This is a genomic window from Bradyrhizobium sp. LTSP849 (assembly GCF_000938255.1).
Lineage (GTDB): Bacteria > Pseudomonadota > Alphaproteobacteria > Rhizobiales > Xanthobacteraceae > Bradyrhizobium.
The window spans coordinates 80,336-106,210 of sequence record NZ_JYMR01000002.1 but is presented as its reverse complement, the minus strand read 5'-3'; the positions used below and the strand labels follow the sequence as shown (position 1 = coordinate 106,210).

Below are 25,875 nucleotides of genomic sequence, written 5' to 3'. Positions count from 1 at the left end.
CTAACTCTCCCCATTCGAACTGGTTGAAGCGTCGCGGTCGTCGACAAGGCGAAGGCGCGCGGCATCGCCAGTGGATTTTGCCTGCTCGCCGAGCACGCGCAGCATCTCGGCACAGAGCTGATCCGGTGAACGGCCCATGGCGTAGCCTTCGAGGATGACACCCACGGCCACCGCCCAGAACCGCCGCGAGCTTTCGTCGGGCGCACGCAGGGAGCGCCAGCCGTGCCGCGCAACCTGGCTCGCATAAGCGCGTGCACCTTCGCTGTGCAGGCGCTCGATGGTGCGCTCGACCAGCGGCGCAAGATCCTGGCGCCGCCGCGTCAGCGTCAGCGCCTCGGCGAAGAAGGCGATCGAATCGCTTGCCGTCACCGTCTCGGCCAGCGCGTGGGTGTACTCCCGCGGCGAGCGCGCCTTCAGCGCGGCCTGTTCGGTCGCGCGCGCCAGATACAACAGATCGCGGCAGGCGCATTCGACGAACAGCGCCTCCTTGGTGCCGAAGTAATAGGTGATCTGGCTCGGGAACGCGTCCGCGGCGGCTACAATATCGGTGATCGAGGTGCCCGACAGCCCCTGCTCCCGAAACAGCGGGCTCGCCGCATCCAGCAGCAGGGAACGCATCTTGCGACCGGCCGAGCGTGTCGCACGCGCGACGTGCTTGGGGTCGCCAGCCGATGGCTCAAGCGGCCCCTGGACCGACTTTTCCGTCATTGGCCCTCTCCCTTGGCTTATTTGTATGCCATACAAACAACTAAATCAAGCTGCCCGGCTACCCTGACGCGTCTATACCGGGACCATCCGGGCCGAAACCCGGTCCTGCAACCTTGCAAAGCCGGCCAAAATCCGTATAAGCGCGCCATCCGCAGACCCCGGCCGGGAGCTGAACGGACGGTCTCAACAAATCATTCGTGATTTTGGTGTGGCAGGGCCAGTCGGCCCGTCGTCCCGTGCTTCCGCCTTCTGAGCTTAATCCCAGAGTCCTTTCCGAAGGCCTCTTAAGGGCTTGACGCCGGGCGATGCGCCAACATGAGGAAAGGACTTCCATGGCTCTCTATGAGCATGTTTTTCTCGCGCGCCAAGACGCGAGCACGCAGCAGGTCGAAGAGCTGACTGCGCAGATGACCGGCATCGTCGAGGGTCTCGGCGGCAAGGTCACCAAGACCGAGAATTGGGGCGTGCGCTCCCTCACCTATCGCATGAACAAGAATCGCAAGGCGCACTTCGTGCTGCTCAACATCGAGGCGCCGTCTGCGGCGATCGCCGAGATCGAGCGCCAGGAGCGGATCAGCGAAGACGTGATCCGCTATCTCAGCGTTCGCGTCGAAGAGCTCGAGGAAGGCCCGTCCGCGATGATGCGCAAGGCCGACCGCGACCGCGAGCGTGACGACCGTGGTGGTGGCTTCCGCGATCGTGAAGGCGGCGGCTTCCGTGGCGACCGCGAGGGCGGTTTCCGTGGTGGCGATCGTGACGGCGGCTTCCGCGGCGATCGCGGCCCGCGCCGTCCGCGCGACGAAGCTGAAACCACCACGACGACGGATGCGGAGTAAGATCAATGGCTGAAGCTGGTGCACGCCGTCCGTTTTTCCGTCGCCGCAAGAGCTGCCCGTTCACGGGCGCGAATGCTCCGAAGATCGACTACAAGGACTCCAAGCTGCTGATGCGTTACGTCTCCGAGCGCGGCAAGATCGTGCCGAGCCGCATCACCGCGGTGTCCGCGAAGAAGCAGCGTGAGCTCGCCCGCGCCATCAAGCGCGCGCGGTTCCTGGGCCTGCTGCCCTACGTCATTCGCTAAGACGAATTCGGCCGGCGGCGACATCGCCGCCGGCCGCACTCTTTGAATTTCATAAGGCTTCCGGGTCGTCCGGTCGCCGATGGTTGGGGCGAGATGCCTCTAACCGCTCGAAGGGAGCGGGACAGCTGATGACCTTTGCACTGATCGCCCTGATCGCCGGCGCTGCGTCGGCCCTGATGTTCGCCTCGATTATTTCGGGCGCGCTGATCTCGCTCGTGCTGTTCTATCTCGCACCGCTGCCGCTGATGGTGGCCTCGATCGGCTGGGGGCCGCTTTGCGCAACCCTCGGCGGCATCGGCGCCGCGATCGCCCTCGGCGCCCTGTTCGGCCTGCCCTACTGCCTCGCCTTCGCCGTCACCGTCGCGCTGCCGGCCTGGTGGCTCGGCCATCTCGTCCTGCTCGGCCGGCCGGTGGACGGCGCCGCCTCTTCCCATGCCACCGAAGCGCCGACCGCACCCGACATCGAATGGTATCCTGTCGGCCGCATCCTGCTGTGGGTCGCGGGCTTTGCCACACTGACCACGATCGCCGCCCTGCTCACGCTCGGCACCGATGCCGAGACCATTACCGGCACGCTGCGGCGCGGCCTGGTGCGCATCCTCCGCGCCGCCGACCCGCAGGTCTCGGGCGAGGCCGACCAGTTCGTCGACGCGCTCGTGACGATCGCGCCGGCCGCCGCCACCATTGTCGCGATGATGACGCTCACCCTCAACCTCTGGCTCAGCGCCAAGGTGACGGCGACGTCTGGCCGGCTGCGACGTCCCTGGCCGGATCTGATGGCGGCCGAACTGCCGCCGATGACGCTCGCCGTGCTCTGCATCGCGCTCGCCTTCTGCTTCACCGGCGGCTTGCTCGCGATCCTCGCTCAGATCACGACGGCGGCGCTGATGATGGCCTACGCACTGACCGGCTTCGCCGTCCTGCATACGTTGACGCTGGCGCTGAAGAGCCGCGCCTTCTGGCTCGGCTCGACCTATGCCGTCGTCGTCGTGTTCGGCTGGCCGGTGATCGCGATGGTGATCCTCGGCCTTGCGGACGCCGTGTTCGGCTTCCGCGAACGATTTCTGCGCAACCGGCAGCCGCCACCGCTGCCGACCTCTTAAGTCCAACCCCGAAACTGAAACTCAGAGCACTTCAAAGGAGAACGAATATGGAAGTCATTTTGCTGGAACGCGTGAGCAAGCTCGGTCAGATGGGCGAAGTCGTGAAGGTTCGCGACGGCTATGCCCGTAATTTCCTGCTCAAGCGCGGCAAGGCGCTGCGCGCCACCGAAGGCAACCGCGCCAAGTACGACGGCATGAAGGCCGACCTCGAGGCTCGCAACCTCCAGAGTAAGGGCGAGGCCTCCAAGATCGCCGAGAAGATCCAGGGCAAGAACATCGTCGTGATCCGTCAGGCTTCTGAAGCCGGCCAGCTGTTCGGCTCGGTCACCGTGCGCGACGTCGTCACGGCGTTCGAAGCCGATGGCGTTTCGCTCGACCGTCCGCAGGTGCAGCTCGACGCGCCGATCAAGACCATCGGCAAGCACACCATCACCGTCGCCGTTCATCCCGAGGTCGAGGTTGAGGTCTCCGTCACGGTTGCGCGCAGCCAGGACGAGGCCGAGCGCATCAACCGCGGCGAGGACATCTCGACCCGCAACGAAGACCGCGACGCAGCCGCCGAAGCGATCGCCGCCGCCGGCGAGTTCTTCGATCCGGAAGCCCAGCAGGACGACGCCGAGCCGGCGCCGGCTGCGGAAGAGACCGAGAAGTAAGCCTCGCGTTCAAGCAGGCAACGAAGCCCGGCCGCCTCAAGCGGCCGGGCTTTTCGTTTTTGCGGCGACGTCCTCGCTCAGCATCGCAATCGAGGCCAACGCGGTTGCCGTATGTTTCTCGACGCCGTCGCTCACGCAGAACACATCGGCGGCGACCACGGAGACCTGGCGGCCCGGCTTGATCACGCGCGCCCGGCAGATCAGCTTCTCACCGACTGCCGGCGATAACAGGTTGAGCTTGTATTCCGCCGTCAGCGCCGCTTGGCCACGCGAGGTGGCGGCTGCGATGGTCGTGGCATTGTCGACCAGGAAGGCGGTGACGCCGCCATGGAAGAAGCCGTGCTGCTGCAACAGCTCCGGCCGGCGCTCGACCGCGATCGTACAGGTGCCGCGCGACAGCTCGGACAGTTCGGCACCGACCAGGTTCATAAAACCCTGCCGGCCGACATTGGCGTGAATGCGCTCAGCTACAGCTGCGAACTCGGGATCGGCTTCGCTGCTCATGACGCGACTCCTTCCTTGTTGTGGATGCGCCCGAGCGGCACCAGCGCGCGGATGGCGCAGGCGATCAGAGTCTCGGCCTCAGCGCGCGGATCGGCGCGGTCGCGCCCCGACAGGAAGGCGCGGCAGAATATCTGCGCCGGGCCGATCAGCTGGCTGACAAACATCACCGGCGCCATCGGCAAAAGCTCGCCGCGCGCGACCAGCGGCGCACGCCAGCGCTCGAGGCCTTCGGCAAGGCGTGCATTCTCCGCGCGCTGGGCGTCGCGAACGTCCTCGCTCCATTCGCTGCGCGAGATCTCGAAGAGATAGCGCGCCTCGCGGCGGCTCAACACGACCCAGTCGAGATGAGCGCGGATCAGGCGATCGATGCCCTGCGGCGCATCGGGCACGGGATCGAGCGCGGCGAGCATCGCAGCGTGATAGTGCCGCAGCACTTCCAGGAACAGCGCGCCGGCGAGCTCCTTCTTGGAGCCGAAGACATGAAAGAAGCTGCCGTTGGAGGCGCGCGCTTTGGTGCGGATTGCGGCCACCGTCGCGCCCTCGAAGCCGACACGGTCGAACACCGCGAGCCCCGCCGCCAACAGCTCCTCACGCACGCCGGATGTCATCCGTATCTCCTAGATTTATACTCTAGAGTAATACTCTAATTACGGTCAAGACGACACGGAGGCCGCGACGGCGCGACCTCCGTGGATCGATCTGAAAATTGGCTTATCGCGAGATCGGCGGGGTCGGCGGACCAGACTGATCGGCTGGCGCAGGCGGCGGAGCTGCGGCGGTTGCCGGCGGTGCCGATTCCTGCGGCTTGGCCGCCGGCTCGGAGCTGCCGCTGGTGGCGGGCTCGGCCGATTTGGGAGCGGCAACCTCAGCAGGCTTGGGCGCAGCCGGCTCAACGGGTTTCGCAGCGACCGCAGGCGGGGCCGGCGTCACGGCCGGCACCGGATCGGGACGCAACGCCGGAGCCTCGCTACCGCTCGGCTCGACCTTGGCACTGTCAGGCTTGGTCTCGGCGGGCTTCTCGGACGGCTTGCTGCTTTCGGGCTTGGACTCGTCGCGGCCAGAATCGATCTTTGCGCTGTCGCTCTTCGGTTCGGCCTTGGGTTCACCCTTCTTGTCGCCGGACGACGGCGCAGCCGCATCCTCGGTCCCCGGCTTGCCGCGCTTGCTGAGCCGCTTGGCCTTGCGGCCCTCGGGCGATGGCTCGGTGCCGGCCTCGGGCTTTACCCCTTCCTTTGCACCCTCTTCGCTCGGCCGCGCCGCGCGCTTCTGACGACCTTCAGGCGCCGGAGCTGCCGCACCCTCGCCTTCCGGCTTGGCGGCCTCTTGCGCGCGCTGGCGGCGGCCCTGATGGTCAGGGGATTGCGCCGGGTTGGTATTGGCGTCCTTCTCCTTGGCGCCGTCCTTCTTGTCCTTGCCGTCCTTGGCGCCATCCTTGGACTGGAAGCGGGCGTCGGTGGCACCATTAGAGACGAGGTAGGAGGCCAGCACGCCAGCCATGTCGGGGCTGGTTGTGTAGTGCTGACGCAGGAAACCCGGCAGCGAGCCCGGCGCTACCGTCTTCAACAGACCCCTCGGGCTCTTGTGACAAGCATTGCAGGTCTGCGCGAAGATCTGGGATGGGGCCTTGCCGGCCTCGAGGTTCGTCGCCTGCGCCAGAACGGCATCGGTGGCGCCGAAGCCGATCAGAAACAGCACCGTGGCGAGGCTGAGCGCTCGGCTCGACATTCCCATCATCTCCATTGAAATCCGACAGATACGGCCGGCATGCAGCGCGGCGGCGGTCACCTTTTAGCCGATTGCGCTGCGAATGGAAGCGCACTGAACAAGCATGTGATTACGCGTTTTTCGAATATCGGCTTTGTACACAACGCAATAGCGGGGCAGGCACAGGCTGCCTAGATTTACATGCGAACGCATGGGAACCAATATAGTCTCAGGCGTGTGACGGCCGGGTTTAGTCGCTTCTTTTCGGGTTCGCTCGAGAGGTGTGTGTCGATGGACCGTTTGTTGCGTAAATTCCTGTCTCAATTCATCCGCCGCGGGTCGATGACGGTGACCACGGCGGGAGGATTGAAATTTAGCGTCGGTGACGGCACTGGTGAGCCGGTCGAAGTCCGCTTCGTCACTGCTGACGCCCAAAGGAGAGTCCTCATCAATCCCGAACTCGGGCTTGGTGAGGCCTATATGGACGGCGAGTTCGTCGTCGAGCGCGGCACCATAGCTGATGCCCTCGCGACCCTGCTCGATCAACCCGACCTATTGCCGCACTGGGCAAAACCTTGGTGGCACCTGCGTTATTTCGTGCGGCACTTGAAGCAGTTCAATCCGCGCACGCGCTCCCGCAGCAATGTCGCACATCACTACGATCTCGACGGCCGGCTCTATTCGCTCTTCCTCGACGCCGACAAGCAATATAGCTGCGCCTATTTCGAGACGGCGGAGGCCACGCTCGACGACGCCCAGCTCGCCAAGAAGCGGCACATCGCCGCAAAGTTGCTTGTCAAAGGCGGCCAGCGCGTGCTCGACATCGGCTCGGGCTGGGGCGGGCTCGGCCTCTATCTCGCGGAGATCGCAGACGCCGACGTCACAGGCATCACCCTGTCGACGGAACAGTTGCAGGTTGCCAATTCCCGCGCCGCCGAGAAGGGCCTGACGCGGTCGGCGCGGTTCCTGCTCCAGGACTATCGCGACATCGATGGGCCGTTCGACCGCATCGTCTCGGTCGGCATGCTCGAGCATGTCGGAGTCAAATTCTACGATACTTATTTCCAGCGCTGTGCCGAGCTTCTGAGCGAGGACGGCGTCATGCTGCTGCATTCGATCGGCCGGTCACAAGGGCCGGACTCGACCAACCCCTGGATCGCCAAATACATCTTTCCCGGCGGCTACATCCCGTCGCTGTCGGAGGTGCTGCCTTCGATCGAGCGCGCCGGGCTCCTAGTCTGCGACGTCGAGATCCTGCGCCTGCATTATGCGGAGACGCTGAAAGCCTGGCGGGAGCGCTTCATGGCCCGACGCGAGGAAGCCGTGCAGCTCTACGACGAGCGCTTCGCACTGATGTGGGAGTTTTACCTCGCGGCCTGCGAGATGACGTTTCGCAAGCAGGACATGATGAACTTCCAGCTTCAGCTCACCAAGCGCCAGGGCGTGGTGCCGATGACCCGCGACTACATCGCGCGCGAGGAAAACCGGCTGCGCGCCCTCGAAGGCGGCGCCAAGCCGAGACTGAAGCTTGCAGGTGAATAGATTCTAGTGACGCAGGGTTGAAATCGGGGAGATCCGGAAAGACGCCGGTAACGCCAGCTGGGTGCGCAATGCCGCGAGCGTTTCAGGTGCGACCGGCAGGCGCCGCTGCTCCGGCTGCGCGGCATGCTCCATGGCGGCGATCAGCCCGGACAGCCACAATCGGCTACCTGCCTCGCTTCGCCAAATCTGGGGCTGCCGTTCTGGCCGCATTGCCTGCCTCGTCTCCCTGGGAGGGGACAATCCCCTGCCCGCCTGCCTGTTCCTTGCATACCCCCGAAAGAATCCGGGGAGATGTGATCTGCTTCACATAAGTCCGGGCGGTCCTGGCCTAGATCGTCGCCATGAGCAAAGAGACCCAAACCTCATTCGACGTGCAGGACGACCTCCGCACCGATTACGCCCTGATCGCCACCGGCGTCGGAGCGGCCCTGGTGGCGCTGGTCTACCTTCTGCTGGTCTGAACCGAGCCGAAAGCTCCCAGCGTGCGTCATTTCGCGCGCTCTTCAGTACGTCTGCACCTCATTCCTTTAGGTTCATGAGTTCCGGATTTTTCCGTGGTGCGGTCGCGGCTGCTTCCAGCGCGGGCGAGTTCCGCAAAAATCCGTCAAGCGCGGCGCGTGCTGCGGCTGCTAATCATCCACCGCTTTAATGATCGGTTGATAGAGACGAGCTTTTACTTCCGCTTTGGGTTGGGGCGGCGCTTTATCCCGGCCCCGCATCCGCCCCAGAAAATTGCTATCGATCGACCATGGCCCTGACTGATTCGAACGTTCTCAAACTCGCGCCCGATGCCGGAACTCCCGCCTACCGGAGCGCGCCGCATAATATCGAGGCGGAACAGAGCCTTCTGGGCGCGATCCTGGTCAACAACGATGCTTTCTACCGCGTCTCCGACTTCCTGGAGCCGAAGCACTATTTCGAACCGCTGCACCAGACCATCTACGAGACCGCCTCGAGCCTGATCCGGATGGGCAAGATCGCCACACCCGTGACGCTGAAGACATTCCTGCCCGCCGACACCGACGTCGGCGGCATGACCATCGGCCAATATCTGGCGCGCCTCGCGGCTGAAGCGACCACCATCATCAACGCCCAGGACTACGGCCGCACCGTCTACGATCTCGCACTGCGTCGCGACCTGATCGGCATCGGCGAGGACATGGTCAATGTCGCCTATGACGCCCCGGTGGATTTCGCGCCGCGCGCACAGATCGAGGACGCGGAGCGCCGCCTCTACGAACTCGCCGAATCCGGTCGCTATGACGGCGGCTTCCAGAAATTCTCGCAGGCGCTGGCGGTTGCCGTCGATCTCGCGGCAAAGGCGTTCCAGCGCGACGGTAAGCTGTCGGGTATTTCAACGGGCCTGCGCGATCTCGACACCAAGATGGGCGGTTTGCAGCACTCCGACCTCATCATCGTCGCGGGACGTCCCGGCATGGGCAAGACGTCGCTGGCGACCAACATCGCCTACAACGTCGCCCAGGCCTATGTCGCCGAACTCCAGGCCGACGGCACCATGAAGGCTGCCAATGGCGGCGTCATCGGCTTCTTCTCCTGCGAAATGTCGGCCGACCAGCTCGCCACGCGTATCGTGGCCGAACGCACCGGCATTTCCTCCTCCCACATCCGCCGTGGCGGCATCACGGAAGCCGATTTCGAGAAGATCCGCCACGTTTCGATCGAGCTGCAATCGCTGCCTTTCTATGTCGACGCGACCGGCGGTCTGTCGATCGCGCAGCTGATGGCGCGTGCTCGCCGGCTAAAGCGGCAGAAGGGTCTCGATCTCCTCGTGATCGACTACATCCAGCTGTTGTCGGGCTCGGGCAAGCGGAGCGAAAACCGCGTCCAGGAAATCACGGAGATCACGACCAGCCTGAAAGCACTAGCCAAGGAACTCAACGTCCCTGTGATCGCGCTGTCGCAGCTCTCGCGTCAGGTGGAATCGCGCGACGACAAGCGGCCGCAGCTCTCCGACTTGCGTGAATCGGGCTCGATCGAGCAGGACGCCGACGTCGTGCTGTTCGTTTACCGCGAGGAATATTACCTCGCCATGAAGGAGCCGCGCCCGGGTACGCCTGAACACGAGAAGTGGCAGCTTGACATGAGTCTTGCGCACGGAAAGGCCGAAGTCATCATCGGCAAGCAGCGCCACGGCCCGACAGGCACCGTCGATCTGGCCTTCGAAGCCTCGGTCACGCGGTTCGGCGACCTCGCGTCTGACGCTCAATTGCCGGATCGTAGCGGCAACGACTACTGAGTTCCTTGAACCAAGCCTGCCTCTTGCGTAAAACGGCGCCATGACAATGGCGTCCGACCCGAAAACGATCCCACAATCCGGCCTTCTCTCCGCGGAGGCCAATCAGGCTGCCGCGCTTGCAGCCTATGGCGGCGTGCTCACCGTCGATCTCGACGCCATCATCGTCAATTGGCGCAAGCTCGAGAAGACGGCGGTGCCGGCTGAATGCGCGGCGGTGATCAAGGCCGACGCCTATGGCTGCGGCGCAGGGCAGGTCGCGCATGCGCTGAACAAGGCCGGCTGCAAGATCTTCTTCGTCGCCACCATCGAGGAAGCGCGCACGGCGCGCGCTGCGGTGCCGGAGGCCACGATCTACGTACTCGGCGGCTATTTCCAGAACACCGGCGAGCACTACGCAAAAATCAACTGCCGGCCGGTGATTGGCGATCTCAACGAACTCGCCGAATGGGATGTGTTCTGCCGCCGCACCGGCTGGTCCGGGGGCGCCGCGATCCACATCGACACCGGCATGAACCGGCTCGGCCTGACGCTCGCGGAAGCGCAGGCCATCATCCCCCGCATCAACGCCGGCGATCACGGCATCACGCTGGTGATGAGCCATCTGGTCTCGGCCGAGCAGCTCAACAGCCCCGCGAACGCAAAACAGCTCGCGGCCTTTCGCGGCATCGCCAGCGAATTTTCCGGCGTGCCGGCGGCGCTCGCCAATTCATCCGGTATCTTCCTGGGCGCGCCGTTCCAGTTCGACCTGGTGCGGCCAGGCGCTGCACTCTACGGCGTCAATCCGACGCCGGAGGCCGACAATCCGATGCAGCCGGTGGTCGATCTCAAGGCGCGCATCGTGCAGGTCCGCAATGTCGAGCGCGGCGAGAGCGTCGGCTATGGCGGCACCTGGACCGCGCGGCGGCCCACCAAGCTCGCGATCATCGCGGTCGGCTATGCCGACGGCTATTTCCGCGCCGCCAGCTCCAATGACGGCACCCGCGGCGCCGAGGTGATCGTCGCCGGCAAGCGCTGCCCGGTCGCGGGCCGCGTGTCCATGGACCTGATCGCGATCGACATCACCGACCTGCCGCCGAACTCGGCGCGGCGCGGCCATCTGGTGACGCTGCTCGGCGACGGCATCACCGTCGATGAGCTCGCGCATCATTTCGGCACCATCGGCTATGAGGTCCTGACCAGCCTCGGCCGCCGCTACGCCCGCGTCTACAAGGGCGGCAACGTGGTCGAGCCGCTGGAACGGCCGACACCGGCCGCTGAGGAGACGCCCTCGCCGCCGCCGGTCGAGCAGCCAACGAGCCCGCCGCCGCTGCCGAGCTAAGCTCTCAGCCGCCTACTTCTTCTTCCTGCTATCCAGCGCCGCCTTGCAGGTCGCGCTGAGCTGGTCGCGCTTGCCGTTGAGGCAGGCGACGATGCCGCCGCCCGGTGCGATGCCAGCGCAGAATTTGTCGTAATCCGCCTTGCACGCGCCGCGCGGATCGGCCGATTGTGCTGAATCGGCCCCGGAGAACGCGACGACGAATGCGATAGCGGCAAGGCTCAACTTGGACATTTTATCTCCGGTGACGGAACGTAACAGGCGATCAGCTCTACATGAAGATTGCGACATTCAACATCAACAACATCAACCGCCGCCTGCCCAATCTGCTGGCATGGATGCGCGCGGCCAAGCCCGATGTCGTCGCGCTTCAGGAATTGAAGGCAAGTGATGGCGAATTTCCGGCGGCCGCGATCGAGAAGGCCGGTTACGGCGCAGTCTGGCGCGGACAAAAGACCTGGAACGGCGTCGCCATCCTCGCCCGCAACGCCGAGCCCATTCTGACGCGCGACCGGCTACCGGGGAGACCTGACGATCACGAGGCGCGCTACATCGAGGCCGCGGTGCGCGGCGTCATCGTCACCAGCATCTACCTGCCGAACGGCAATCCGCAGCCGGGGCCGAAATTCGACACCAAGCTCGACTGGTTTGCACGCCTGAAGCGCCACGCCAAGACCTTCATCAAGCAGGATCTGCCCGTGGTGCTGGCCGGCGACTACAACGTGGCGCCGACGGCGATCGACATCTATCCCACGCGCTCATGGGACAAGGATGCTCTGATCCAGCCGAAGAGCCGCGCGGCGTTTGCCTCGCTCGTCGCGCAGGGCTGGTGCGATGCGATCCGCGAGCTGCATCCGGAGGAGCGGATCTACAGCTTCTGGGACTACAAGCGGAACCGCTGGCCGCGCGATGCGGGCCTTCGGCTTGATCATCTCCTGCTGAGCCCTGCCCTTGTCTCACGCCTGGCGAAGGCCGGCGTCGACAAGAAAGTCCGCGGCGAGGACGGCGCCAGCGATCACGCACCGGCATGGGTGGTGTTGAAATAGCGCGGATCCGTAGGGTGGGTTAGCGAAGCGTAACCCACCTCTTTATTTCCGCGAAGACAGAAGCGGCGGGTTACGCCTTCGGCTAACCCACCCTACGAAATCGCGCCAGATCAGCGCCCGTAATACTCCTGCACCGTGTCCCACGCGGCTTTTTGCAGCAGCTGCACCGTCTCCGGATCGATACCCATCGTATAGGAGTTGCCAACCGGCGAGCGGCCCGTCAGCGCGGCGAGCGTCACGCAGGTCGCAAGGTACGTCCCCGCCGGGCTCGGATGCCGCTTGTCCGGCGCATAGAGATTGAGCTCCGGCTGGAGCTTGCGGACACGGGCAAAGGCGAGGCCCGCGGGGATCACGAGCACATCATTGGCATTGCCGGCGATTGTGTAGGCCTCGGCCAAGCCATCGGTCATTTCCGGCTTGTCGGCATAGGCCCAGGACATGAACAGCACCGGCCGCATGTCGTGGGCGCGGACGATCTCGCTGTCCCTCTTCGCAAAGGTCGCGAACGCATCCTTCAATTGCGGATGGATCGGGCACTGGCTGCAATCCATCATCACGACCGCGTCGAACTGCTTGCCAGGCTTGTTGAAGACGACATTGTTCCGGTCGTCGAAGGAATAGGCACCGATGCCGCCCGGCCGCAGCAGATTGTCCATGTCGTGCCAGTCGAGCCCGGAGCCGCCGATCGTGGCCATGGTGTTGCGATACGCCGCCTTGTTGTCGGCATCAGCAGCCCGCTCCATAAAGGAGAGATGCCCGGGCATGCCGTTGTTGTAGTAGAAGAAGCTATTGCCGACGAACAACGCGGCCTTGGGAAAGTCCGGCCCTGATGTCGTGACCTTCGGCTTGGTCTGCGCCTGTACATTGAAGCTGGCCGCAGCGGCCAGACACATTACGAGCATGGCTCGCGCCAAAAGACGCATCATCGGCTTCCTCCCCTTTTCTTTTTACTGAGGCCGGAAAACAGATCAGCTTTCCGCGACCGCCTCAAGGGGACGGGCGTGCAGCAGCTATGCGTGCGACCGCGTGCTCACCACAAATTCTTGCCGTCGATAAGGTTCACCGGCACCGCCTCGAGATCAAAATCGTCGAACAGGCGCGCATTCACGCCGACTTTGGGATTGTCGAAATCGGGCTTGCCGGTCGACCAGTCCGGCGACTCCGAATAGGTGCCGCAGCCGCAGCTTGCACAGAAATGATGTTTGACGGTGCGGCTGCCCCAGCGATAGGTCGTAACCTTCTCCGGCGGCGACAGCAGGCGGAATTGCGCCGGCGTGTAATAGGCCCACAACGCGCCGCGCTTGGCACAGAGCGAACAGGTGCAGCGCGTCACGCTCGATGGCGCCTCTGTCACCTCAAACACCGTCTCACCGCAATGACAGCTTGCCTCGATCGGCATGTCCCACACCCTCCATTTTGTCAGGAGGTGGTCATAGCCCGCCCCTGCTGCCAACATGCTGTCAGCAGCGCGCGACGCCGGTCGGAAAGCCTAGTTCGCGGACAGCCGCTTGGCGTTCGCGGCCACATGCTCGCGATAGCGCTGGATGATCGTGGCCGGCGTTGCGCCCGCAAGCAGGCTCGCCATCGCCTCGAACGCGGCGGCGACCTTCTCGCTCACCATCAGGGCGGCCTCGCGCCCGGCGGCCTCGTCGCCATGGCTGAGCTTCTCGCAGCGCAGCCGCACCACTTCGCTGGCTTCGACCGCGAGCATCGCGCCGGCGTACCAGGGAAAACCGTCATCGGATCCGCTGAGCACCGCATGGCGGTCGAGGGCGGAGAAGGAATGGTGATCGGGCATCGCGGACCTCAAATTCTTTGAGCGAGTGCCCCGATCAATACGCTTCAAATTTGAAGGATCAGGCCGGCGAGCGGATCGGATTGTCGGCGCCTGCGACACCTGCAATTAACTACGGGCTGGCGACCCGACCGTTCGCTCTCCGCGCTTCCTCCGGCTACACTCTTTTGATTCCCGGAGCCCTGTCCTTGGCCTTACTCTTCGTCCTCAGCGTCGGCCTGATCGCCGGCACCATTTCAGGTATCGTCGGCACGGGCTCGTCGATCATGCTGATGCCGGTGCTGGTCTATGCCTATGGGCCGAAGGAGGCCGTGCCGATCATGGCGGTGGCCTCGGTGATGGCGAATTTCTCGCGGATCCTGGCCTGGTGGCGCGAGGTCGACTGGCGGGCCTGCGCGGCCTATTCGGTGACGGGCATTCCGGCCGCGGTGCTCGGCGCGCGGACGCTGCTGGCGCTGCCCTCGCACGCCGTCGATCTCGCCATAGGTCTCTTTCTGATCGCGATGGTTCCGGTCCGGCACTGGCTGGCGCGGCACGAGTTGAAAGCAAATCTCTGGCATCTCGCGATCGGCGGGGCGGTGATCGGTTATCTCACCGGCATCGTGGTCTCGACCGGCCCGCTCAGCGTGCCGCTGTTCCTGTTCTACGGCCTGAGCAAAGGCGCCTTTCTTGCGACCGAGGCCGCCTCCTCGCTCGGCCTCTACTTCGCGAAGTCCGTGACCTTCGAACGCTTCGGCGCGCTGACGCAAGAAGTCTTCATCAAGGGCCTGGTCGCGGGCTCCTCGCTGATGGTCGGCGCCTTCGTCGCAAAGCGCTTCGTGCTGCACCTGAAGGCGGACATGTTCCGCATGGTGATGGACGCGATCATGGTCGCGGCGGGGCTCTCCATGCTATGGAACGCAACCCAATCCTCCTGAGCACGACTCACCGTCCCCATGGCCAAGAACACGCTCTCCTTTGTCTGCCAGAACTGCGGCGCGGCCTATAACCGCTGGCAGGGCAAGTGCGAGTCCTGCGGGGAGTGGAATACGCTCGCCGAGGAGGACGCGACCGGCAGCGTGCCGGTCTCGATCCGCTCCAAGCGCAAGGGCCGGACGTTTGCGCTGGAGAGCCTCGCCGGAAAGAGCCCGGATGCACCGCGCCTCTCCTCCGGCATGACCGAGCTCGACCGTGTCACCGGCGGCGGCTTTGTCCGCGGCTCGGTGCTGCTGGTCGGCGGCGATCCCGGCATCGGCAAGTCGACACTGCTCACGCAGGCGACCAGTCTGATGGCGCGCGCCGGCCACCGCATCGTCTATATCTCCGGCGAAGAGGCCATCGCTCAGGTGCGCCTGCGCGCCGAGCGTCTCGGACTATCGGATGCGCCGGTGCAGCTTGCCGCCGAGACATCGGTGGAAGACATCGTCTCGACGCTGTCGGAAGGCGCGGTCCCCCGGCTGATCGTGATCGATTCGATCCAGACCATGTGGACGGACACGGTGGAATCCGCCCCCGGCACGGTGACGCAGGTGCGCGCCTCGGCGCAGGCGCTAATACGGTTTGCCAAGAAGACCGGTGCGGCCATCATCCTGGTTGGCCACGTCACCAAGGATGGCCAGATCGCCGGCCCCCGTGTGGTCGAGCACATGGTCGATGCCGTGATGTCCTTCGAGGGCGAAGGATCTCAACAATTCCGCATCCTGCGCGCCGTCAAAAACCGTTTCGGCCCGACCGACGAGATCGGCGTGTTCGAGATGACCGGCCTCGGCCTGCGCGAGGTCACCAACCCGTCAGAATTGTTCCTCTCCGAGCGCGATCTCGGCACGCCCGGCACCGCCGTCTTCGCCGGCATCGAAGGCACCCGGCCCCTTCTGGTCGAGTTGCAGGCGCTGGTGGCGCCAACCTCGCTCGGCACGCCGCGCCGGGCCGTGGTCGGCTGGGACCCGAGCCGGCTCTCCATGGTGCTGGCAGTGCTGGAGGCCCATTGCGGGGTCAAGCTGTCCGGCCACGACGTCTATCTGAACGTCGCGGGCGGCTTGCGCATCCACGAGCCCGCGGCTGACCTCGCCGCCGCGGCGGCACTGGTGTCGTCTCTGGTTAATGCGCAGTTACCCACCGATGCGGTCTATTTCGGCGAGATTTCGCTGTCCGGCGTGGTTCGCCCAGTGGCGCAGACCCCGGCCCGGCTGAAGGAAGCGGCAAAACTAGGCTTCCAGCGCGCTGTGCTGCCCGAATCGGCCCGAGGCGAGGCCAGCGGCGACGCCGGGCTCACCCTCAACGCGATTAACAGCCTGACGACGTTGGTGGCCGAGATCGCCGCCCGCGGCTCTCGCCGGGGCGACTCGAGCGCGCCGGCAGAGAAAAATGCCACACCGGCAAGATTCCGCCGCGGAGAGGGCTAGGTGGAGGTGACGTCCCGCGCCCCCACCGCTATACAGCCGTCACAAAAGCAGCATGGGATTGCGTGGTTGCGGCCTTGCCGGGAACGCCGTCTGGCCCTCAGTTAGGGCGGCGGCCAAACACCGATTCGCTGAGCACCTTTGAGAGTACGAGCGGACCAGACCAGCCGATGCCAGTTACACTCCTCGACCTGATCCTGCTCGGTGTGATGCTGATCTCGGGCCTGCTCGCCATGGTCCGCGGCTTCATGCGCGAAATCCTGTCGATCGCGGCCTGGGGCACGGCGGCGATCGTTACGCTGTACTCGTTCTCCAAGCTGCTGCCGACCGCAAAGACCTATTTCAACAACGATACGGTCGCGAGCGTGGTGGTGGTCGCCGGCGTATTCATCGGTACCCTGGTCGTGGTCTCCGTGATCACGGTCCGGATCTCCGACATGATCCTGGATTCGCGAATCGGCGCCCTGGACCGTACCCTCGGCTTCCTGTTCGGGCTGGCTCGCGGGCTGTTGATCGTCGTGGTGGCCTTCCTGTTCTTCACCTGGCTGGTGCCGGACAAGCAGCGCCCGGACTGGGTCACGGGGGCCAAATCCCGCGTGGTGCTCCAGGGAACCGGGGATTGGCTGATGTCCCTCTTGCCGGATGACCCCGAGAACACCATCTTGAAGAGATTCAAGAAAAACAAACCAGATGATGATCAAGCTGATACCGAGCAGCAGCCTCCGGGCAGTGGCGACGGATACAGTAAACCGGCTCGTGATGGCCTGAAGAAGCTGATCGAGAAACCTGCGGCACGTTGATTGAGCCCACAGAGAGGCGCTGACGAGATGCGACACCCTGACCAGGACGCCCAGCTTGATCTCGATCCAAAGGCCGGTTTGAGTCCGGCCGCGCTAGAGCTTCAGGACGATCTGGAGGGAGATACGCTGCGCGAGGAATGCGGCGTCTTCGGCATCTACGGACACCCTGACGCCGCCGCCATCACGGCGCTGGGCCTCCACGCCCTTCAGCACCGCGGCCAGGAAGCCGCCGGCATCGTCTCCTACGACGGCAGCCGCTTTCATTCCGAACGCCGCCTCGGCCTCGTCGGCGACACCTTCTCCCGCCGCGAAGTGATCGACCGCCTGCCCGGTAATATGGCGGTCGGCCATGTCCGCTATTCCACGACCGGTGCGACCATCCTGCGCAACGTGCAGCCGCTGTTCGCCGAGCTGAATGCCGGCGGCCTCGCGGTCGCCCATAACGGCAACCTCACCAACGGCCTGACGCTGCGCCGCGAGCTCGTGAAGAGCGGCGCGATGATGCAGTCGACCACCGACACCGAGGTGATCCTGCACCTGGTGGCGCGCTCCAGGCGCGCCCGCTTCATCGAACGCTATATCGACGCGCTGCGCGAGATCGAAGGCGCCTATGCGCTGGTCTCGCTCACCAACAAGAAGCTGGTCGGCGCGCGTGACCCGCGCGGCATCCGCCCGCTGGTGCTCGGCGACCTCGACGGCTGTCCGATCCTGACATCCGAGACCTGTGCGCTCGACATCATCGGCGCACGCTTCGTGCGCGACATCGAACCCGGCGAAGTCATCGTGTTCGACGAGAACGGCCAGGACGTCCACAAGCCGTTCCCACCGATCGCGCCGCGGCCCTGCATCTTCGAATACATCTACTTCTCCCGTCCGGACTCCATCGTCCACGGCCGCTCGGTCTACGAGGTGCGCAAAGCCTTTGGCGCGCAGCTCGCACGCGAGAGCCATGTGCCGGTCGACGTCGTCGTTCCGGTGCCGGATTCCGGCGTGCCCGCCGCGGTCGGCTACAGCCAGCATTCCGGCATACCGTTCGAGCTCGGCATTATCCGCAACCACTATGTCGGCCGCACCTTCATCCAGCCGACGCAGGCGATCCGCGAATCCGGCGTGCGCATGAAGCATTCGGCCAACCGCGCCGCGATCGAAGGCAAGCGCATCATCCTGATCGACGACTCGCTGGTGCGCGGCACCACCTCCAAGAAGATCGTGCGCATGATGCGCGATGCCGGCGCGAAGGAAGTGCACTTCCGCCTCGCTTCGCCCCCGATCCTCTATCCCGACTATTACGGCATCGACCTGCCCGACCGCGGCGGCCTTCTGGCCGCAACGCATTCGCTGGACGAGATGCGCGAGATCATCGGTGCGGACTCGCTCGCGTTCCTGTCGATCGACGGCATGTACCGCGCCATGGGCGAGCCCGGCCGCGACCCGGCCAATCCGAAATTCTCGGATCATTGTTTCACCGGCGCCTATCCGACCCACCTCACCGACCAGACCCAGACCGAGCCGCAACCGCGGCAGCTGTCGCTGCTGGCGGAGGCGAGCTGAATCGTCGTCCCGGCGAAGGCCGGGACCCATAACCACAGGCCTCTGTGGTACGACGAAGGCCAGCAACGACTATCTTCCCTGACATGACCGTCACGGCGTATGGGTCCCGGCCTTCGCCGGGACGACGCTGGATAAAGACGTTCGATGACAAAACCCCTCGCCAACCGCATCGCTCTCGTCACCGGCGCCTCGCGCGGCATCGGCTTCGCCACGGCTAAAGCACTCGCCAAGGCCGGCGCGCATATCGTGGCGACAGCGCGCACGCAGGGCGGGCTCGAGGAGCTCGACGACGAGATCCAGAAGAACGGCGGCAGCGCCACGCTGGTGCCGCTCAACCTCACCGATTCCGACGGCATCGCGCGCCTCGGCGCTGGCCTGCATGAGCGCTACGGCAAGCTCGACATCCTCGTCGGCAATGCCGGCGTGCTCGGCCCCTCCTCGCCGGTCGGCCATATCGAGCTCAAGACCTTCAACGACGTCATGGCCGTCAACGTCTCTGCGAACTTCCAGCTGATCCGCTGCATGGAGCCGCTGCTCAAACAGTCCGATGCCGGCCGCGCCGTGTTCATCACCTCGGGCGCGGCCAACAAGGCGACCGCCTATGTCAGCCCCTACGCCGCCTCCAAAGCCGCGCTGGAAACGCTGGCGCGCGCCTGGGCGCAGGAGACCGCAAACACAGCACTCCGCGTCAACCTGTTCAACCCCGGCCCGATCCGCACCCGCATGCGCGCCACCCTGATGCCGGGCGAGGATCCTGCGACGCTGGAGACGCCCGAGCAGGTCGCCGAATTCATCGTCGCGCTGTGCACGCCCGACTGGACTGAGACCGGCAAGTTTTATGACTACAAGACCCGCGCGCTGATGAGCTTCCGCTCGCCGGCCTGATTGACTTAAGCCCCTCCCCGCGATTGACTGCCCGTGCTCAAGCGGCAGCAAGCCGCAAGCCAAAAAAGGGAGGTTGCCATGGCATCGTGGCATGATCGCGCACACTTCAACCGTGCGCTCGCAAATATCTCGCACTCCATCGCTATCCTGATCGCAACGATCGCATTCGTGCTTCCGGGCGCTGCCATGGCGGGCGATGTTCCGACCTTCGCAGTCGATGCCGCCTGGCCCAAGCAGCTCCCGAACAACTGGATCATCGGCCAGATCGGCGGGATCACCGTCGACTGGCAGGGGCATATCTGGGTGATCCACCGCCCGCGCTCGCTGATCGATGGCGAGAAGGCCGCGACCCTCAACCCACCGCGGGCAAAATGCTGCGTGCCGGCGCCGCCGGTGCTGGAATTCGACGTCGACGGCAATCTGTTGCGCTCCTGGGGCGGACCTGGCGAAGGCTATGAATGGGTCGGCCGCGAGCACGGCATCGAGGTCGACGAGCGCGGCTTCGTCTGGGTCGGCGGCAATGCCGACAATGACAGCGCGATCCTGAAATTCACGCTCGACGGCAAATATCTTGGCCAGATCGGCAAGATCGCGCCGCGCACCAACAGCAACGACACGACACAGCTCGGCCGCCCCGCCGAGATCGCGATCGACAAGGACGCCAACGAACTCTACATCGCCGACGGTTACGGCAATCGCCGCGTCATCGTGTTCGACGCCACCACGCTCGCCTACAGGCGGCATTGGGGCGGTCACGGCAAGACCCCGAACGACGACAAGCAGCCACCTTACGATCCGAGCGCCGCCGCGCAGGAGCAGTTCGGCAATCCCGTCCACTGCATCAAGATCGCCAATGACGGGCTGGTCTATGTCTGTGACCGCAGCCAGAACCGCATCGAGGTGTTCAGGAAGGACGGCACCTTCGTGAAGGAGTGGATCTATGAGAAGGACAGTCGCGGCGACGGTGCGGTGTTCGATCTCGCACTGTGGCCGGATCCGAAGCAGACCTATCTGTTGAACGCCGACGGCACCAACAACGAGATCCGTGTCATCAAGCGCGACGACGGCAGCGTGGTCGGCAGCTTCGGCCATAATGGCCGCAATGCCGGGCAGTTCGCCCTGCTCCACGCCATGGCGGTTGACGCCAAGGGCAACGTTTATACGGGCGAGGTCGAGGGCAAGCGCATCCAGAAATTCAAGCTGACCTCGGACGCGCTCAAGTAAGCAGCAATCACAGGAGGTTCTCATGACGCCGACGCTCGCTCGCGTGCGCCTTAGACTGTGCGGATTGATCTCCGCCTGTATGATTTCTGCCGCCCTCATCGGCTCGCCCGCACCGGCGCTAGCCGGCGACGTCCCGACCTTCGCCGTCGACCCGTCCTGGCCAAAGCCGCTGCCGAACAACTGGATCCTCGGCCAGGTCGGCGGCATCACCGTCGACTCGCAGGGCCACATCTGGGTGATCCACCGTCCGCGCTCACTCACCGATGACGAGAAGGGCGCGAGCCTCAACCCGCCGCGCTCGAAGTGCTGCATCTCTGCGCCGCCCGTGCTCGAATTCGACACCGACGGCAATCTGCTGCGGTCCTGGGGTGGTCCGGGCGAAGGCTATGAATGGGTCGGCCGCGAGCACGGCATCGAAGTCGACGAACGTGGCTTCGTCTGGGTCGGCGGCAATGCCGACAACGACAATGCGATCCTGAAATTCACGCTCGACGGCAAGTTCGTGGCCCAGATCGGCAAGATCGCGCCGAGCCTCGGCAGCAATGACACGACACAACTCGGCAAGCCCGCCGAAACCGCGATCGACAAGGAAGCGAACGAGATCTACGTCGCCGACGGCTATGGCAACCGCCGCGTCATCGTGTTCGACACGAGCACGCTCACCTATAAACGGCACTGGGGCGCTTACGGCAACAAGCCGAACGACGACAAGCAGGCGCCCTACGATCCCAAGGCGCCAGTCTCGCAGCAATTCGGCAACCCCGTTCACTGCGTGAAGATTGCCAGTGACGGGTTGGTCTATGTCTGCGACCGCATCAACGACCGCATCCAGGTGTTCAAGAAAGACGGCACCTTCGTGAAGGAGTTCTTCTTCGAGAAGAACACGCTCGGCAACGGCGCTGTGTGGGACATCGCGATCTGGCCTGATCCGAAGCAGACCTATCTGCTCAGCGCCGACGGCGAGAACAACGAGATCCGGATCATCAAGCGCGACGACGGCAGCGTGGTCGGCAGTTTTGGTCGCAACGGCCGCAATGCCGGGCAATTCCACTGGGTCCACGCGATGGCGGTAGATACCAAGGGTAACGTCTATACCGCCGAGGTCGACACCGGAAAGCGCATCCAGAAATTCAAGCTGACCTCGGACGCGCTTAAGTAGAAGACGCCTCTTTTTGCCCAAAAGTTAACCGCCGGATGACGCTACGACGCAGCGTCATCCGGCTTTAGGCGCATTGCCGCCGACCGCGGGACAGGCTACGGAATCGGCCGGACCAAGGCTTCATCCAAGAGGGCCGTCCGCATATTTGACAATGGAGGAAACCTTTATGACGACGACGTTCGCGCGCCGCTCTGCGGCCCTTATGGCCTGCGCCGCCTTCGGTTTTGCAACATCCGCCTACGCCCAGGACAAGACCGCCACGATCGGCGTGCTCAACGACATGTCGAGCCTTTACGCCGATATCGGCGGCCCCAATGCGGTGATGGCGGTCAAGATGGCGGTCGACGATTCCGGCCTGCTGGCGAAGGGTTGGAAGATCGAGGTTCTCAGTGGCGATCACCAGAACAAGCCTGATGTCGGCGTCAACATCGCGCGCCAGTGGATCGACACTCAGAAGGTCGACGCGATCGCCGATACGCCGAACTCCGGTGTGGCGCTGGCCGTCAGCAACCTGGTCAAGGAAAAGAATTCCGTCCTGCTCAACAATGGCGGCGCCAGCGCCGACCTCACCGGCAAGGCCTGCAACGCCAACACCATCTCCTACAGCTACGACACCTACATGCTGGCCACCGGCACCGGCAAGGCGCTGACCAAGGCGGGCGGCGACACCTGGTTCTTCCTGACGGCCGACTACGCCTTCGGCGCTGCGCTGGAGCGTGACACCAGCGCGGTCGTCACCGCGAACGGCGGCAAGGTGCTCGGCGGCGTCAAGCACCCGCTCAACACGTCGGACTTCTCGTCATTCCTGCTCCAGGCGCAGAACTCCAAGGCGAAGATCGTCGGACTCGCCAATGCCGGCGGCGACACCACCAACTCGATCAAGCAGGCGGCCGAGTTCGGCATCGTCGAAGGCGGCCAGAAGCTCGCTGCGCTGCTGCTGTTCATCAACGACGTCCACTCGCTCGGCCTCAAGACCGCGCACGGCCTGACCTTCACCGAATCCTTCTACTGGGACCTCAACGAGAACACGCGCGCCTGGTCCAAGCGCTTCCAGGAGAAGGCGGCCAACAAGGCGATGCCATCGATGACCCAGGCCGGCAATTATGCCGCCGTGCTGCATTATTTGAAGGCGCTGGAAGCGCTCGGCGGCAATCCGCACGACGGCGCCAAGGTCGTCGCCAAGATGAAGGAAATCCCGACCGACGATCCGCTGTTCGGCAAGGGCCCGCTGCGCGAGGACGGCCGCCGCATCATCCCGGCCTATCTGTTCGAGGTGAAAAAGCCGGAAGAGTCGAAGGGGCCTTGGGATTATTACAAGCTGGTCGCGACCATCTCGGCCGAAGATGCCGCCAAGCCGCTCAAGGACAGCGAGTGCCCGCTGGTGAAGAAGTAAGCGGGATTTCGTAGGATGGGCAAAGGCGCGAAAGCGCCGTGCCCACCATCTCTCTGTAAACGAAGAGACGGTGGGCACGCTTCGCTCTGCCCACCCTACGAGACCGTCTTCGTCGCAGCCAGCGTCCGCACCGCGATCGCCGCGCACAGCACCATCAGCGCCGCCGCAAGCAAAAACGGTGCGCCGGGCAAATGCATCGGCGCGCTGGCGCCGATGAAATATGAAAACGTCAGCGTGAACAGGAACGGGCCGACGAGCTGCGACACGCTCTGCACGCTCGAGGTGGCGCCCTGCAACTGGCCTTGCTGATCGGGCGCAACCAGCCGCGTCATCAGCGACTGGAGTGCAGCCCCCGAGATACCCCACAGCGACATCACGGGAATGCCGAGCCAGAACAGCGGTCCAGTCGGCGCACTGCCGAAGATCGCGAAACCGACGGCGCCGCAGCACAATCCGAGCAGAAGCGTGCCACGCTCGCCGAGGACGCGGACGATCGGGCCGATGGCGAGCCCCTGCACCACCATGGCGCAGACGCCAACCATCGCCAGCGTCAGTCCGACGGTCTTGGAATCCCAGCCATAGCGATAGGTCGCGTACAGCACGAAGGTCGACGGCAGCACGACATGCGCGACCTGTGCGATGAAGTTGACGACCGACAGCGCCGCCAGCCCCGCGTTGGAGCGCAGCAGATGCAGCGCTCCCACCGGATTGGCGCTGGTCCAGCGAAAGGCTGCGCGTTTCTCCGGCGCCAACGATTCCGGCAGGATCAAGAGACCGTAGAGCGCATTGGCGAAGCTCAGGCACGCCGATGCCCAGAACGGTAGCCGCGGATCGATATCGCCGAGCAGACCGCCCAGCGCCGGACCCAGGATGAAGCCGGCGCCGAAGGCCGCACCGATCTTGCCGAAGACCGCCGCGCGTCGCTCCGGCGGCGTGATGTCGGCGATATAGGCAAAGGCGGTCGAGATGCTGGCCGAGGTGATGCCGGAGATCACGCGGCCAACGAACAACCACGTCAACGACGGGGCAAGCGCCATCAGCACGTAGTCGGCGGCGAGCCCGAAATTCGACAACAGCACCACCGGCCGGCGCCCGAAGCGATCCGACAGCGCGCCCAGAAGCGGTGAGAACACGAACTGCATCAGCGCCCAGGCGGTGCCGAACAGGCCGAAGATGCGCGCCGCATGCGCGGTGTCGTTGCCGACGAAGCTCTCGATCAGCTTTGGCAGGATCGGCATGATCACGCCGAGTGCGAGCATGTCGAGCAGGATGGTGACGAAGATGAAGGCGACGGCACCGCGCCGGACCGGCGCAGCGCTTTGCGCTATCGCCTCGCCGGCCTCTTCGCTCACGACGGCCGCTTACGCTTGTGCGCGAACGGATTGACCTTCTCGCGCAGGGTGATGCGGATCGGCGTGCCCGGCAGCTCGAAAGCCTCACGCAGCGAATTGGTGAGGTAGCGCAAATATGACTGCGGTATGGCGTCCGCGCGCGAGCAGAACAGCACGAAGCTGGGCGGTCGCGCCTTTGTCTGCGTGATATAGTTCAGCTTCAGCCGGCGGCCGGACACGGCGGGCGGCGGATTGGCCTGGACCGCCTCCTCGAACCAGCGGTTCAAGGCCGAGGTCGAGACCCGCCTGTTCCAGAGCGCATAGGCGTCCTGGATCGCCTGCATCAGGCGATCAATGCCCTCGCCCATCAAGCCGGAGACGGCGACGATCGGCACGCCCTTGATCTGCGGCAGCAAGTGGTCGGCATCCCGGCTCAGGCCGGAGATGGCGCCGCCACCCTTGCTTTCCATCAGATCCCATTTGTTGACGGCGAGCACGACCGCGCGGCCCTCGCGCTCGATCAGATCGGCGATGCGCAGATCCTGTTCCTCGAATCGGTTCTGCGCATCCATCATCATCACGACGACTTCGGCAAAGCGCACCGCGCGTAGCGCATCCGCAACCGAGAGCTTTTCGAGCTTCTCCTCGATGCGCGACCGGCGGCGCAGGCCGGCGGTATCGAACACGCGAAATTCGCGGCCCTTCCAGTTGATCTCGACCGCAATGGAATCGCGCGTCGTGCCGGCCTCCGGGCTCGTCAGCAGACGCTCCTCGCCGAGGAGATAGTTGATCATGGTCGACTTGCCGGCATTGGGCCGGCCGACGATGGCAACCCGGATCGGACGCGTTGCGGCCTCTTCCTCGGTCAGCGGCTCGTCGTCCTCGGCCTCATCCTCCTCCACAGGCTCCGGCATCAGCTCTCGGAGAGCGTCGTAGAGCTCGCCCATGCCCTCGCCGTGCTCGGCGGAGATCTGGATGGGATCGCCGAGGCCGAGCGCGTAGGCCTCCATCGCGCCGATTTCGCCGTGCTTGCCCTCGCTCTTGTTGGCGACCAGCAGCACCGGCTTGTTGGCGCGGCGGGCGAAATCGGCAAAGGCGCGATCGTTCGGCGTCAGACCTGCGCGGGCATCGATCACGAAGAACAGCGCATCGGCCAGCGCGATGGCGGTCTCCGTCTGCTCCTGCATGCGCGCAGTCAGCGAGCCCTTGGCGCCTTCGTCGAGGCCGGCGGTGTCGATGATGGTGAATTCGAGATCGCCGAGCCTGGCCTCGCCCTCGCGGCGATCGCGGGTGACGCCGGGCAGGTCATCGACGAGCGCGAGCTTCTGTCCGACCAGGCGGTTGAACAGCGTCGACTTGCCGACATTGGGCCGGCCGATAATGGCTATCATAAAGGACATTGGTCATTCGTGCGCCGCGGAGGTGGCGCCTGTCAATTCAGTGAAA

Annotated in this window: 26 protein-coding genes; 16 read left to right on the top strand and 10 right to left on the bottom strand. The window is 64.6% G+C overall.

The window, feature by feature from the left end:
* Positions 1-708 (bottom strand): TetR/AcrR family transcriptional regulator C-terminal domain-containing protein, encoded by a 708-nt coding sequence (locus tag UB31_RS01735; protein WP_045009577.1) that lies wholly within the window; start codon positions 706-708, stop codon positions 1-3.
* Between the two features lie 332 nt (positions 709-1,040).
* Between UB31_RS01735 and rpsF the strand changes: the two genes are divergently transcribed.
* The 4 genes from rpsF (at position 1,041) to rplI (ending at position 3,545) form a co-directional block, all read left to right on the top strand.
* Positions 1,041-1,544, top strand: coding sequence for a 30S ribosomal protein S6 (rpsF, locus tag UB31_RS01730; RefSeq protein WP_045000365.1), 504 nt, complete (start codon positions 1,041-1,043; stop codon positions 1,542-1,544).
* Positions 1,545-1,549: 5 nt separating this feature from the next.
* Entirely contained in the window at positions 1,550-1,789 is a 240-nt protein-coding gene (gene rpsR / locus UB31_RS01725; RefSeq protein ID WP_007592020.1) for a 30S ribosomal protein S18, read from the top strand.
* Between the two features lie 125 nt (positions 1,790-1,914).
* Positions 1,915-2,892, top strand: a complete 978-nt coding sequence (locus UB31_RS01720; protein WP_045009652.1) for a YybS family protein — start codon at positions 1,915-1,917, stop codon at positions 2,890-2,892.
* A gap of 47 nt (positions 2,893-2,939) precedes the next feature.
* The gene (gene rplI, locus UB31_RS01715; protein WP_045000366.1) at positions 2,940-3,545 is read left to right on the top strand and encodes a 50S ribosomal protein L9; all 606 of its coding nucleotides are present in this window, start codon (positions 2,940-2,942) and stop codon (positions 3,543-3,545) included.
* A gap of 36 nt (positions 3,546-3,581) precedes the next feature.
* On the opposite strand, the gene UB31_RS01710 is transcribed toward rplI, so the two are convergent.
* The 3 genes from UB31_RS01710 to UB31_RS01700 all read right to left on the bottom strand — a co-directional run bounded on the left by UB31_RS01710 (position 3,582) and on the right by UB31_RS01700 (position 5,774).
* Complete coding sequence (locus UB31_RS01710) at positions 3,582-4,049, bottom strand: PaaI family thioesterase (protein ID WP_045009576.1); 468 nt, start codon at positions 4,047-4,049, stop codon at positions 3,582-3,584.
* A complete protein-coding gene (locus tag UB31_RS01705) occupies positions 4,046-4,657 on the bottom strand; it encodes a TetR/AcrR family transcriptional regulator (RefSeq protein WP_045009575.1) in 612 nt (203 codons plus the stop codon). The genes UB31_RS01710 and UB31_RS01705 overlap by 4 nt, the downstream gene beginning before the upstream one ends.
* 103 nt (positions 4,658-4,760) lie before the next feature.
* The gene (locus UB31_RS01700) at positions 4,761-5,774 is read right to left on the bottom strand and encodes a hypothetical protein (protein WP_045009651.1); all 1,014 of its coding nucleotides are present in this window, start codon (positions 5,772-5,774) and stop codon (positions 4,761-4,763) included.
* A 270-nt stretch (positions 5,775-6,044) separates the two neighbouring features.
* Here UB31_RS01700 and UB31_RS01695 point away from each other — a divergent pair, with 270 nt between their 5' ends.
* The 3 genes from UB31_RS01695 (at position 6,045) to alr (ending at position 10,870) form a co-directional block, all read left to right on the top strand.
* Positions 6,045-7,295, top strand: a complete 1,251-nt coding sequence (locus tag UB31_RS01695; RefSeq protein ID WP_045000369.1) for a cyclopropane fatty acid synthase — start codon at positions 6,045-6,047, stop codon at positions 7,293-7,295.
* 748 nt (positions 7,296-8,043) lie between these two features.
* Positions 8,044-9,552, top strand: a complete 1,509-nt coding sequence (locus tag UB31_RS01680) for a replicative DNA helicase (protein ID WP_045000374.1) — start codon at positions 8,044-8,046, stop codon at positions 9,550-9,552.
* A 46-nt stretch (positions 9,553-9,598) separates the two neighbouring features.
* On the top strand, positions 9,599-10,870 hold the full coding sequence (gene alr, locus UB31_RS01675) for an alanine racemase (RefSeq protein WP_045009573.1): 1,272 nt from the start codon (positions 9,599-9,601) through the stop codon (positions 10,868-10,870).
* A 12-nt stretch (positions 10,871-10,882) separates the two neighbouring features.
* On the opposite strand, the gene UB31_RS01670 is transcribed toward alr, so the two are convergent.
* Positions 10,883-11,101, bottom strand: a complete 219-nt coding sequence (locus tag UB31_RS01670; RefSeq protein WP_045009572.1) for a hypothetical protein — start codon at positions 11,099-11,101, stop codon at positions 10,883-10,885.
* A gap of 41 nt (positions 11,102-11,142) precedes the next feature.
* On the opposite strand from UB31_RS01670, the gene UB31_RS01665 reads away from it, so the two are divergent.
* Entirely contained in the window at positions 11,143-11,913 is a 771-nt protein-coding gene (locus UB31_RS01665; protein WP_045000381.1) for an exodeoxyribonuclease III, read from the top strand.
* Positions 11,914-12,023: 110 nt separating this feature from the next.
* Here UB31_RS01665 and UB31_RS01660 read toward each other — a convergent pair whose 3' ends face one another.
* The 3 genes from UB31_RS01660 to UB31_RS01650 all read right to left on the bottom strand — a co-directional run bounded on the left by UB31_RS01660 (position 12,024) and on the right by UB31_RS01650 (position 13,711).
* Positions 12,024-12,839, bottom strand: coding sequence for an SGNH/GDSL hydrolase family protein (locus tag UB31_RS01660; RefSeq protein WP_045009571.1), 816 nt, complete (start codon positions 12,837-12,839; stop codon positions 12,024-12,026).
* Positions 12,840-12,943: 104 nt separating this feature from the next.
* A complete protein-coding gene (locus UB31_RS01655; protein ID WP_045009570.1) occupies positions 12,944-13,312 on the bottom strand; it encodes a GFA family protein in 369 nt (122 codons plus the stop codon).
* Positions 13,313-13,402: 90 nt separating this feature from the next.
* Positions 13,403-13,711 (bottom strand): hypothetical protein, encoded by a 309-nt coding sequence (locus UB31_RS01650; RefSeq protein WP_045000387.1) that lies wholly within the window; start codon positions 13,709-13,711, stop codon positions 13,403-13,405.
* A gap of 185 nt (positions 13,712-13,896) precedes the next feature.
* Between UB31_RS01650 and UB31_RS01645 the strand changes: the two genes are divergently transcribed.
* The 8 genes from UB31_RS01645 to UB31_RS01610 all read left to right on the top strand — a co-directional run bounded on the left by UB31_RS01645 (position 13,897) and on the right by UB31_RS01610 (position 23,098).
* Positions 13,897-14,625 (top strand): sulfite exporter TauE/SafE family protein, encoded by a 729-nt coding sequence (locus UB31_RS01645; protein WP_045009569.1) that lies wholly within the window; start codon positions 13,897-13,899, stop codon positions 14,623-14,625.
* 18 nt (positions 14,626-14,643) lie between these two features.
* The gene (radA, locus tag UB31_RS01640; protein WP_045000391.1) at positions 14,644-16,089 is read left to right on the top strand and encodes a DNA repair protein RadA; all 1,446 of its coding nucleotides are present in this window, start codon (positions 14,644-14,646) and stop codon (positions 16,087-16,089) included.
* Between the two features lie 167 nt (positions 16,090-16,256).
* Positions 16,257-16,886, top strand: a complete 630-nt coding sequence (locus UB31_RS01635) for a CvpA family protein (protein WP_045000393.1) — start codon at positions 16,257-16,259, stop codon at positions 16,884-16,886.
* A 27-nt stretch (positions 16,887-16,913) separates the two neighbouring features.
* On the top strand, positions 16,914-18,437 hold the full coding sequence (gene purF / locus UB31_RS01630) for an amidophosphoribosyltransferase (protein WP_045000394.1): 1,524 nt from the start codon (positions 16,914-16,916) through the stop codon (positions 18,435-18,437).
* 144 nt (positions 18,438-18,581) lie between these two features.
* Positions 18,582-19,322: an SDR family NAD(P)-dependent oxidoreductase gene (locus tag UB31_RS01625; protein ID WP_045009568.1), complete on the top strand. Its 741-nt coding sequence runs from the start codon at positions 18,582-18,584 to the stop codon at positions 19,320-19,322.
* A gap of 78 nt (positions 19,323-19,400) precedes the next feature.
* On the top strand, positions 19,401-20,546 hold the full coding sequence (locus UB31_RS01620; RefSeq protein WP_045009567.1) for an NHL repeat-containing protein: 1,146 nt from the start codon (positions 19,401-19,403) through the stop codon (positions 20,544-20,546).
* 79 nt (positions 20,547-20,625) lie between these two features.
* Positions 20,626-21,705 carry an NHL repeat-containing protein gene (locus tag UB31_RS01615; protein ID WP_045009566.1) on the top strand — a complete coding sequence of 360 codons (1,080 nt, stop codon included), beginning with the start codon at positions 20,626-20,628 and terminating at the stop codon, positions 21,703-21,705.
* Between the two features lie 166 nt (positions 21,706-21,871).
* The gene (locus tag UB31_RS01610; RefSeq protein ID WP_045009565.1) at positions 21,872-23,098 is read left to right on the top strand and encodes an ABC transporter substrate-binding protein; all 1,227 of its coding nucleotides are present in this window, start codon (positions 21,872-21,874) and stop codon (positions 23,096-23,098) included.
* Between the two features lie 95 nt (positions 23,099-23,193).
* Here the strand turns inward: UB31_RS01610 and UB31_RS01605 are convergent, their stop codons facing one another.
* Both UB31_RS01605 and der read right to left on the bottom strand, forming a co-directional pair.
* Positions 23,194-24,450 (bottom strand): TCR/Tet family MFS transporter, encoded by a 1,257-nt coding sequence (locus tag UB31_RS01605; protein WP_045009564.1) that lies wholly within the window; start codon positions 24,448-24,450, stop codon positions 23,194-23,196.
* Positions 24,447-25,829 carry a ribosome biogenesis GTPase Der gene (gene der, locus UB31_RS01600; protein ID WP_045009563.1) on the bottom strand — a complete coding sequence of 461 codons (1,383 nt, stop codon included), beginning with the start codon at positions 25,827-25,829 and terminating at the stop codon, positions 24,447-24,449. Before der ends, UB31_RS01605 begins: the two co-directional genes overlap by 4 nt.
* Positions 25,830-25,875 lie beyond the last annotated feature (46 nt).

Excerpts from the sequence above, each read along its gene's own strand:
- UB31_RS01735 (WP_045009577.1), bottom strand. The coding sequence starts at position 708 with ATGACGGAAAAGTCGGTCCAGGGGCCGCTTGAGCCATCGGCTGGCGAC.
- rpsF (WP_045000365.1), top strand. The coding sequence starts at position 1,041 with ATGGCTCTCTATGAGCATGTTTTTCTCGCGCGCCAAGACGCGAGCACG.
- rpsR (WP_007592020.1), top strand. The coding sequence starts at position 1,550 with ATGGCTGAAGCTGGTGCACGCCGTCCGTTTTTCCGTCGCCGCAAGAGC.
- rplI (WP_045000366.1), top strand. The coding sequence starts at position 2,940 with ATGGAAGTCATTTTGCTGGAACGCGTGAGCAAGCTCGGTCAGATGGGC.
- UB31_RS01710 (WP_045009576.1), bottom strand. The coding sequence starts at position 4,049 with ATGAGCAGCGAAGCCGATCCCGAGTTCGCAGCTGTAGCTGAGCGCATT.
- UB31_RS01705 (WP_045009575.1), bottom strand. The coding sequence starts at position 4,657 with ATGACATCCGGCGTGCGTGAGGAGCTGTTGGCGGCGGGGCTCGCGGTG.
- UB31_RS01700 (WP_045009651.1), bottom strand. The coding sequence starts at position 5,774 with ATGTCGAGCCGAGCGCTCAGCCTCGCCACGGTGCTGTTTCTGATCGGC.
- UB31_RS01695 (WP_045000369.1), top strand. The coding sequence starts at position 6,045 with ATGGACCGTTTGTTGCGTAAATTCCTGTCTCAATTCATCCGCCGCGGG.
- UB31_RS01680 (WP_045000374.1), top strand. The coding sequence starts at position 8,044 with ATGGCCCTGACTGATTCGAACGTTCTCAAACTCGCGCCCGATGCCGGA.
- alr (WP_045009573.1), top strand. The coding sequence starts at position 9,599 with ATGGCGTCCGACCCGAAAACGATCCCACAATCCGGCCTTCTCTCCGCG.
- UB31_RS01670 (WP_045009572.1), bottom strand. The coding sequence starts at position 11,101 with ATGTCCAAGTTGAGCCTTGCCGCTATCGCATTCGTCGTCGCGTTCTCC.
- UB31_RS01665 (WP_045000381.1), top strand. The coding sequence starts at position 11,143 with ATGAAGATTGCGACATTCAACATCAACAACATCAACCGCCGCCTGCCC.
- UB31_RS01660 (WP_045009571.1), bottom strand. The coding sequence starts at position 12,839 with ATGATGCGTCTTTTGGCGCGAGCCATGCTCGTAATGTGTCTGGCCGCT.
- UB31_RS01655 (WP_045009570.1), bottom strand. The coding sequence starts at position 13,312 with ATGCCGATCGAGGCAAGCTGTCATTGCGGTGAGACGGTGTTTGAGGTG.
- UB31_RS01650 (WP_045000387.1), bottom strand. The coding sequence starts at position 13,711 with ATGCCCGATCACCATTCCTTCTCCGCCCTCGACCGCCATGCGGTGCTC.
- radA (WP_045000391.1), top strand. The coding sequence starts at position 14,644 with ATGGCCAAGAACACGCTCTCCTTTGTCTGCCAGAACTGCGGCGCGGCC.
- UB31_RS01635 (WP_045000393.1), top strand. The coding sequence starts at position 16,257 with ATGCCAGTTACACTCCTCGACCTGATCCTGCTCGGTGTGATGCTGATC.
- purF (WP_045000394.1), top strand. The coding sequence starts at position 16,914 with ATGCGACACCCTGACCAGGACGCCCAGCTTGATCTCGATCCAAAGGCC.
- UB31_RS01625 (WP_045009568.1), top strand. The coding sequence starts at position 18,582 with ATGACAAAACCCCTCGCCAACCGCATCGCTCTCGTCACCGGCGCCTCG.
- UB31_RS01620 (WP_045009567.1), top strand. The coding sequence starts at position 19,401 with ATGGCATCGTGGCATGATCGCGCACACTTCAACCGTGCGCTCGCAAAT.
- UB31_RS01615 (WP_045009566.1), top strand. The coding sequence starts at position 20,626 with ATGATTTCTGCCGCCCTCATCGGCTCGCCCGCACCGGCGCTAGCCGGC.
- UB31_RS01610 (WP_045009565.1), top strand. The coding sequence starts at position 21,872 with ATGACGACGACGTTCGCGCGCCGCTCTGCGGCCCTTATGGCCTGCGCC.
- der (WP_045009563.1), bottom strand. The coding sequence starts at position 25,829 with ATGTCCTTTATGATAGCCATTATCGGCCGGCCCAATGTCGGCAAGTCG.